Here is an 8797-nt window from a genome sequence, read left to right on the forward strand (position 1 = left end):
GCTCTCGCCTAAAATTGTAAAACAGTGGGAAAAGGGAATTGTTCTGCGATTTGGGGAGTTCAGGCGTGTGCTTTCACCGGGCATTCACTGGATTTTTCCGCTGGTGGACAAAGTAGCGTACTGGATTGATCAGCGGGTACGCACCACATCCTTTTCGGCGGAAAAAACACTCACAAAAGATTCGGTTCCGGTGGATGTGGATGCGGTGCTTTTCTGGGTGGTTTGGGATGCCCAAAAGGCCGCTCTCGAGGTTGAAAATTACCGCGAAGCCATTTCCTGGGCGGCCCAAACTGCCCTGCGGGATCTGATCGGGAAAACCGTGCTGGCCGATGTGCTTGCAGGCCGGCAGACCCTGGATGAAGAGCTGCAAAAAATTATTGACGAGCGAACGGAACCCTGGGGGGTGACCGTGCAGTCGGTTGAAATACGCGACGTGGTCATTCCGGAGCTTCTGGAAGATGCGATGAGCCGTCAGGCGCAGGCCGAGCGGGAGCGTCAGGCCCGCGTCATTCTGGGGGATGCGGAACGGCAGATCGCCGACAAATTCCTGGAAGCCTCAAAATTATACCGGGAAAACCCCATTGCCCTGCACCTGCGGGCCATGAACATGCTGTACGAGGGGTTGAAGGAGAAAGGGGCCCTGATTGTTGTTCCGTCCACGGCAGTAGAATCCATGGGGCTTGGAACCATTGGCGGGTTGTCGGCCCTTGGCAAGGAATTTCAGGAGGGAAACGGACAAGCGGCGTCCTAACCCATTTTATCCGGAGGAAACAATGAAACAACGGATTTTTTGGATAGGTCTTTTACTTGGCATTTTTTGGGGGAATGTTTTTGGTTTCCCCGGGCAGACGCACCTGCCGGAGGAACAGGGGAGCTTCAGGATGTGGATTGGCGGTAAAGCGGTCGGAACCCATTCGTATCGCCTGAAATCTGTGCCCGGCGGGTTTGAAATGACATCAAAAACAGAGATCACTGTTTTTGTAAAAGCCCTGTTTTTTGAACAGACTTTTCTTAACCGTGCTTTTTCGCCGATTTCCTACGATTTGACAATTGTCCTTCCATTTGGCGTGCAGGAGGTTCGGGCCACGTGCACGGATGACAGTGTTCGGTTTGCGTACCGCCGGGGTTTGTCGAAGCCCTTCAAACACCTCTCATTGGTCAAAAAACGTCCCCTGTTTCTTCTGGACAACAATTTAATGGATCATTGGGCCATTTTTTTGAGAGCCGTTGATGCCAAGGATTCATCCGTTTACCATGCGTTTGCCCTGGTTCCTCAGGTGCTAAAATTGCTTCCGGTGGAGAGCCGGCTGGCAGGAGCGGACACACTTCAAAACGGGAAAACGATAGAACCGGCTACCAAAATCCAAATCTCCTTTTCAAATCTGGATGGTACGGCCTGGCTGGCCAAATCCTCTCGTCAGCTTGAAAAACTGGTCATTCCCAAGCAATCTTTTGTGATGCGGCGGCTGCCGACGTTTATCCCCTTTTCGCTGGCTGAAAAGGATTCCTTAATTAAGGGAATTCAACAGAAAGCCAAGCGCGCCAGCCAATCGTCCTATCCGGGCAGAGAGGTCACGTTTCCGAGTGATTCCATCACGCTGGCCGGAACGCTGACGTTGCCGCCGTCCCGATTTCCCCGTCCGGTCCCGGCGGTTCTGTTCCTGGCCGGGTCAGGCCCTCTGGACCGAAATGAAAATTCGTCCGCTGTTCACATTAATTTTTTTCCGCAGTTAGCGGATACCCTGGCTCCCAACGGGTTTGCAACGCTCCGGTTTGATAAGCGGGGAGTCGGACAGAGTGGGGGGGACTTCAAGCAGGCGGACGTGACGGACTTCCTTCGCGATGCCCGCGCCGCGCTGCGGTTCCTGAAGAATCGGCCGGAGATCGATTCCTCCCGGGTGGCCGTTCTGGGACACAGCGAGGGAGCCATTTTGGGATTGATGTTGGCGTCTTCGGGTACGCCGATGGGGGCTCTCGTGATGATGGCCGGGACCGCCCGCAATCTGGGGGAGGTTGTGCTGGATCAAATCGCCTACCTGCTGAAACTTCAGGGAAAGAGCGAAGCCGAAATCCGGCAAAAACTCCGGGAAGAAAAGGAGTTCTTTCGCAAAATAAAAGAGGGTAAACTAACCGGATTCACGAAACAGGGAAACGCCGGTTGGTGGCGGGAACATCTGCAATTTAATCCGCTGAAGGCTGTTTGTAAGATTCGTACCCCATTGCTGATTTTGAATGGCGAAAAGGATTACCAGGTGTCGGCCGAAAAGGACGCGCGTCCGTTGTACCGGAAGGCAAAATCCTGTGGCGTGGATGTGACGCTGAAAATTTACCCGGGCCTCGATCATCTGTTCGAACCGGTACAGGGGAAATCGACCCCTCAAGAATATCTGACTCCGGGCCGAAAAATTCCGCCCCGGGTAAAAGCCGACTTAGTGAATTGGCTAAAAGAAAAACTTCAATAATCAAAAGGCCCCGGCACTTTTAAGGTGCCGGGGACTTGCAAAGACTAAAAAATAGGAAAGGGTGCCCAAAATGGGAGAAAAAAAAGATCTCAAAGAAAAAGAGTCCGGCCACTATTTTTTAATCTTTTACTGGAATCCAAAGGACAAGCGCCTGTTTGTTCCCAAGCGGTACGGCATCGGCTGGACCGTCAATTTTGCCAACCCCTTTTCGATTCTGATGTTTGTGGCTATTTTAATTATTACGGCATTTCTGGCGAATCTGTTCTAATACCCAATTTTCCTGATGCCGTGTTGATCCTGTCAAATGTGTTTGAAATCAAAAATAACCAAGGAGGCAGTCATGCTGATTACAACCACGGAAAACATCCCCGGAAAGGATGTGTACCAGGTTCTGGGAATGGTGCGCGGAAACACCGTGCGTTCCAAAAACGTGTTTCGGGATATCGGTGCGGGACTCAAAACTCTGGTGGGCGGCGAAATTAGGGATTACACCCAAATGTTAATCGAGGCTCGGGAAGAGGCCCTCTTTCGGATGAGCAAAAAGGCGGAGGAGATGGGTGCCAACGCCGTGGTGATGGTTCGCTTTGCCACGTCCAGTATTATGGGCGGGGCCGCCGAAATTCTGGCCTACGGAACAGCCGTAAAAATAAAATAGGCAGTTTGAATTATTCGCACGTGGCATATACACTTAAAAACAGGTCTCAATTCCGCTTTGAAAAAGGGCTTGAAAATCTCCTCAAAAATTCATATCATTTATGAATTTCATCGGCCGTTTAACCACAGAAGATCTAAAACTTAAGGGATAACGCTTGTTTCCTGAAAGGGGCCGTTTGAAGAATTCATTAAAACACCCCGGTTCTTTTGAATTTTGAGAGCTGAATGCCTGTAAAATCTGGACTATTAAACAGTGGAAATCCGTAAAATTAGGAAGAAAGAGGAGAGAGTAAGAATGGCCAAAGTAGATGCCACCGATGCGAATTTTGAAGACGTTGTCCTGAAATCACCCGTACCTGTGATTGTGGATATGTGGGCGGAATGGTGTGGCCCCTGTAAAATGATTGAACCCTATTTAGACGATATTTCGGATGAATATGGTGAAAAGGTGCTGATTGCCCGCGTCGATGTTGATTCCAGTCCCGGAATTGCCATTCGATACGGGGCCCGCAGTATTCCCATGCTGCTTTTTATCAAGAATGGCGAGGTGGTTGATAAACTAATCGGTGCCGTCCCCAAAAAACACGTGTTAAAAAAGTTGACGCCGCTTTTGGACTAATTGAAAGAAAACTGCACATGGAAAAAATGAAGGCTATTTTGGAAAACAGCACCCGAATCGCTGTTGTGGGACTGTCACCGAAGCCGGACCGCCCGAGCAATGACGTGGCCCGTTACCTGATGAGTCAGGGCTATGAAATCATTCCCGTGAATCCCGGGCAGACGGAAATTCTGGGTCAGGTGTGTTATCCGAGTCTGCGGGAGATTCCGGGTCCCGTGGATGTGGTGGACATCTTCCGACGGTCGGAATATGTTGTCCCCATTGTGGAAGAGGCTATTGCCATCGGTGCAAAATATGTTTGGATGCAGGAGGGGATTGTCAATTCTGAAGCCGCTGAATTGGCGGAAAAACACAACATTCCTGTGGTCATGGATTTTTGCATGAAGGTCGCTCACATTATGCTGCACGATGAATTGAAACAAAAATAAATCTGCCGGGTACAAACTATTGAATTCACGTTAGAAGGCACAAATTGCGCAAACGGCGCCAATGTGATTTCAATAAAATCAATTTGTGAAAATTTGTGAAAGTGGTGGGTAAACGCTTTTTAAAACAAATTCACTGTTAAAATCGTCGCTTTTTCATCCAACGAAAAATTGTTTATGGAATCCAATCGGGCAGTCAGATTTTTGTTAACAGGTTTTTTTCTTCTAGTGACGGCGTTTATTTCTTTGCGTGCAGAAGCCCGTCCGGTTTGGCAGAAGCCCGATTCCACGTCCCGGTTTTCATTTCTGGATTCTTACAGAGACTACCTGATTGAGCAGAGTCACCGGCTGCGATGGATTCCCGAAATTGTCGGCAGCTTTCAGCAGCAGTCGAAGAAAAATCTTGTTTTTCGGCAGGAGGTTTCTCCTCTTAATTTGCGGCCCGCTTTTTGGGATTCTTTGGGCATTCCGTTTCAAACCGCCGCGGATCAGTGGATTGCGGCCCATTCGGGCGCGGGGTATGCGCCTATTATACCTGTGGCCCTGTCCGATCGAAATCTTCTTCCGCATTGGGAGAAATATCCCAAAAAGCACTTAACCTCGTTGCCCAGTGATCTTGAAATTGAAGTGCTGGATCAGCTCTGGAGCGATCCTCTGGCTACAGACCCCGAATTGTACATTAAACTTCCGCCCTATCTTCGAATCACAGCAGAGCAGTTTGAACAGGTATTGAGCCAGATGGTTCGGGAGGGACTGCTGGCCCGTAAGCAGGTATCGCCGCAAAACCTTTTCACCATTCTCACCCCTTTTGGAGCAACCCAGATTGAGGAAAGCTCTCTTAATCGAAAAAACAGGGTTTTTCAATACCGTCCGTTGGTCAATCGAAAAGAAATACTCTCATTGGTGATTCAAAAGGTAGGACGGCAAAAAAGGTTGGATCGAACATTGAAAAAACTCCTTCGGGGGGAATGAGCACTCCGGAGAAACAGCCCGCCTGAAATGCATTTTCACAAATTAAACCGTTACAACCAGCCGTTTTTGATATACCATTCTGCCGTTAACCGAATGCCCTCCGGGGTTGTAAAATCCGGCCGATAGCCCAACTCCGTTTTCGCGCGTGTGATATCTACCGTCCAGTAGTGCTGTTTGATTTCCATTATTTTTTCCCGATTGAGAAGCATGGGGCGGTTGAGGATTTTCCCGATTAAACCGGACATTTCGGCAGGAATGATCAGCAAATTCTCCGGGATGCGAATGCGAATGGGATGTTTCCCAAGGGCATCGGCGATCCAATCCATAAGTGTATCCCAGAGAAAAATGCCCTCATCCGCGATGAAATAGGTTTTTCCGATGGCAAGCGGGCTGGCAAAAGCCAGTTCGATTCCCTTAACCAGATTTTTCACAAACACCAAACTCACATATTTATGTTTTCCCACAAGGGGGACAATTCCCGATCGGCACATTTTGAAGGCCGCGTAAACATCCCGATCCCGGGGGCCGTAAACAGCCGGCGGCCGGATAATGGTGAAAGGGAAGTCTTTTTGTGCCTTTAGAAAGCGTTCCGCCGCCAATTTGCTTCGTCCGTAGGCGGAAATCGGGTGGGGCGGAGCCTCTTCGGTAAGGGGAATTCCGTCAGAACTGGGCCCCACAGCCGCCTGACTACTGGCGAAGAGAAAGCGCTGAAGCGAAGGATTGTACGTTCGAATGGCTTCAACCAGGGTAACGGTTGTTCGGTAATTCCCGTCCATGTAGTCTGCTTCGTTTCGTGCTTTTGTCAGTCCGGCCAGGTGAATAATCCCGTCGAGCCCTGTTACAAAATCTTTCAAGCTGTCCGGATTTCTAAGATCACCCGTTTTAAATGAAAGGCCCGTTTCGGGCAGCCACTGCAGGTTGCTGGTTTTTCGGATCAGGCAGACGGGTTCGTGCCCCTTGTCAAGCAGGGCTTCAACCAAATGGCTGCCAATAAAACCCGTTGCGCCGGTTACGCCAATTTTCATCAATGAGTCCTTTCCTTCGGAGGTATCTTCAAATGAATAGTAACCAAAAATGCTGTAAAATGCAAGACGTTTTCATTTATGAAAATTTGTAAGCGTTTTTTACATAAATTTTTGCTTGACTATGACTAAATAATTTTGTAAACTATTTCCAATTTCCTTCATTACAATCCTTCATTTTGATCAGGAGAACATTTCATGTCGCAATTTTTGGATCAGCTACTTATCTGGGTTCAGGCAAGCGCCGATTTTATGTGGGGCCAGTGGATGATTGCCCTTCTGGTGGGAACAGGTATTTTGTTAACGATTGTAACAAAAGGTGTACAGGTTCGTAAATTTTTTCTCTCGATGAGTTTTGTTTTTAAGGGGGCTCTTGGGAAAGATAAGACGGAGATGGAGGAGGGGGATATTTCGCCGTTTGCCGCCCTTATGACGGCTCTTGCGGCAACCGTAGGAAACGGAAACATCGCGGGGGTGGCCACGGCCATTGCCACAGGGGGCCCCGGGGCCCCGTTCTGGATGTGGGTGTCCGCTTTTTTCGGAATGGCAACCAAGTACGCAGAAGGCTTTTTGGGGGTGAAATATCGAAAGGTGGCCGAGGACGGTACCATGGCCGGCGGGCCGATGTATTACGCCCGGTATGGAATCAAGAACCAGACATTTGCGAAAATACTGGGGATGGTATTTGCCGTGTGCGGCGGGGCAACGGCTCTTCTGGGAACGGGAAACATGATGCAGTCCAATTCAATGGCTCTGGCCTTTAAAACGCAATTTGGTGTTCCCACGCTTGTAAGTGCTGTTATTCTGACTATTCTAACCGGTTTGGTCATTATCGGCGGCATCAAACGGATTGGTGCCGTTACGGAAAAGCTGGTTCCATTGATGATTCTGTTCTATTTTCTGGGGGTCCTTGTAATTCTCATTGTAAAGGTGAATCTGCTTTGGGATGCAGCCGTTCTTATCTTCAAATCCGCATTCTCTCTTCAGGCAGCCGGAGGAGCTCTAATTGGGACTTCTATCCAAAAGGCGATCAGCCTGGGCGTGCGGCGGGGCGTGCTTTCCAACGAAGCCGGACTCGGTTCGGCAGCCATTGCCCAGAGTGCCGCCAAATCCCCCGATCCGGCTTACAACGGTCTTCTGGCGATGACCGGAACCTTTATCGATTCCATTTTTGTGAATACCCTGACCACTTTTACAATCGTTGTTACCGGCGTCTGGAAACTGACCCCTGCCGCCGGAATGGCCCTCGGGGCCGGTGGAATGACCAGCACCCAGCTGACGGTAACAGCCTTTAATTCCGTGATTCCATACGGGGGCGTGATTATCGCGCTGGCCTCGTTTCTTTTCGGCTACAGCACGCTGATTGCCTGGGCCTACTACGGAGAACAATGTCTTGAATACATCTGGGGAATTCGCGCCATTATGCCCTATCGACTTGTGTTTATTGCCCTTCTTTTTATCGGTGCTATTATTACAGGAAAGCACATTAACATTGTCTGGTACATCGGCGATACCTTTAACGCCATTATGGCACTTCCCAATTTGATTGCACTCATTGCTTTGAGCGGGGTGGTTGCAAAAATCACCAATGAATATTATGTCAAATCCAAATTTGACCGCTTCAAGTAATCGCTAAAAAAACGGATACAGAAAGCCGCAGAGGGGGAAAAGAGAGAGTCACGGAGGGGTGTTCTGTGGTTTTCTGAGATTCTCCGTGGTTCTCTGTGTCTCTAAAAAAACTCACACAGAGAGCTCCGGTGAGATAATAAAAATTCAGGATCAATCACGTTTTTTCCTAAATTCAAGGAAAAGCAAAATGAAAACGTTACGAGTTTGGGCGATTTCATGCCTTTTGATGATGGTGCTTCTGCCGTCATTTTTTGCAACCCGGGGTTTCGGCTTTGACCGCCGGACGCAATATGATGTGAAGACATACGACATTCAACTCAAGGTGAACCCGGGACAGGCAACACTATCCTATCCGGAGTGGTTGGCGTGACGGGTGTAAGCCGGGTTTCCCGCCTGGATTCACTCGTGCTGGATTTGGCGGACGGGTTTACTGTTTCGGGGGTCACCGATGCTGTGTCCGATTCATCGCTCACGTATCGTTATTCCCATGATCAATTGGTCATTGCCCTGAAGCCGCCCCTATCGAAGGGAGATGCCTTTCATGTAAATGTTACCTACGGAGGAACGCCTCCCTCGGGGAAAGGGGGAATGGGGGCTTCTGCCGTCATCTTTTCCCAAACTCCCTCCGGCGCACCCTGGGTGGGAACCTCCTGTCAGACGATGGGCTCCCATTTCTGGTGGCCCTGTAAGGCAGCCTTTTTTCACCCGGAAGATAAGGCCGATACCATTTCCATTCACTTGACTGTTCCGGATACCCTTTTCGCTGTAAGCAACGGGCGATTTCTGGGAACCCGGCCGGATTCCGCGGGTTGGAAAACCTACAACTGGCTGGTGACCCATCCCACATCCACCTATTTGATTACGATGTACGTGGGACCGTACGTGGAGCTGACGCAGCCGATTCCTCTGCCCGCCGAGCACGACACGATTCTGGCGCATTATTACGTATTGAAAGGCAATGAGGACCGGGCGCGGAAGGAATTTTTCCCGCGTGTACCGGACGAGCTCAATCTG

The 8797-nt window shown here is 49.7% G+C and carries 11 protein-coding genes; 10 read left to right on the plus strand and 1 reads right to left on the minus strand.

Features of this window, described 5'->3' with window-relative positions:
* The 7 genes from GXO76_01330 to GXO76_01360 form a co-directional block, all read left to right on the plus strand.
* Positions 1-751, plus strand: a 751-nt coding sequence (locus GXO76_01330) for a slipin family protein (GenBank protein NOY76488.1), incomplete at its 5' end; no start/stop codon positions are given.
* A gap of 22 nt (positions 752-773) precedes the next feature.
* Positions 774-2462, plus strand: a complete 1689-nt coding sequence (locus GXO76_01335; GenBank protein ID NOY76489.1) for an alpha/beta fold hydrolase — start codon at positions 774-776, stop codon at positions 2460-2462.
* Positions 2463-2532: 70 nt separating this feature from the next.
* Positions 2533-2730 (plus strand): hypothetical protein, encoded by a 198-nt coding sequence (locus tag GXO76_01340; GenBank protein NOY76490.1) that lies wholly within the window; start codon positions 2533-2535, stop codon positions 2728-2730.
* A 72-nt stretch (positions 2731-2802) separates the two neighbouring features.
* Entirely contained in the window at positions 2803-3117 is a 315-nt protein-coding gene (locus GXO76_01345) for a YbjQ family protein (protein ID NOY76491.1), read from the plus strand.
* 294 nt (positions 3118-3411) lie between these two features.
* Positions 3412-3735 carry a thioredoxin gene (gene trxA / locus GXO76_01350; protein NOY76492.1) on the plus strand — a complete coding sequence of 108 codons (324 nt, stop codon included), beginning with the start codon at positions 3412-3414 and terminating at the stop codon, positions 3733-3735.
* 17 nt (positions 3736-3752) lie between these two features.
* Positions 3753-4163 carry a CoA-binding protein gene (locus GXO76_01355; GenBank protein NOY76493.1) on the plus strand — a complete coding sequence of 137 codons (411 nt, stop codon included), beginning with the start codon at positions 3753-3755 and terminating at the stop codon, positions 4161-4163.
* Positions 4164-4364: 201 nt separating this feature from the next.
* The gene (locus tag GXO76_01360; protein ID NOY76494.1) at positions 4365-5132 is read left to right on the plus strand and encodes a hypothetical protein; all 768 of its coding nucleotides are present in this window, start codon (positions 4365-4367) and stop codon (positions 5130-5132) included.
* A 50-nt stretch (positions 5133-5182) separates the two neighbouring features.
* Here the strand turns inward: GXO76_01360 and GXO76_01365 are convergent, their stop codons facing one another.
* On the minus strand, positions 5183-6157 hold the full coding sequence (locus GXO76_01365; GenBank protein NOY76495.1) for an NAD(P)-dependent oxidoreductase: 975 nt from the start codon (positions 6155-6157) through the stop codon (positions 5183-5185).
* Between the two features lie 195 nt (positions 6158-6352).
* On the opposite strand from GXO76_01365, the gene GXO76_01370 reads away from it, so the two are divergent.
* The 3 genes from GXO76_01370 to GXO76_01380 all read left to right on the plus strand — a co-directional run.
* On the plus strand, positions 6353-7783 hold the full coding sequence (locus GXO76_01370; protein NOY76496.1) for a sodium:alanine symporter family protein: 1431 nt from the start codon (positions 6353-6355) through the stop codon (positions 7781-7783).
* Between the two features lie 187 nt (positions 7784-7970).
* Positions 7971-8153: a hypothetical protein gene (locus tag GXO76_01375; GenBank protein NOY76497.1), complete on the plus strand. Its 183-nt coding sequence runs from the start codon at positions 7971-7973 to the stop codon at positions 8151-8153.
* A partial coding sequence (locus GXO76_01380) for a M1 family metallopeptidase (GenBank protein NOY76498.1) occupies positions 8150-8797 on the plus strand: 648 nt, incomplete at its 3' end. The genes GXO76_01375 and GXO76_01380, both read left to right, overlap by 4 nt.

The organism is Calditrichota bacterium (genome assembly GCA_013151735.1).
In the GTDB taxonomy this organism is placed as follows: Bacteria; Zhuqueibacterota; JdFR-76; order JdFR-76; family BMS3Abin05; genus BMS3Abin05.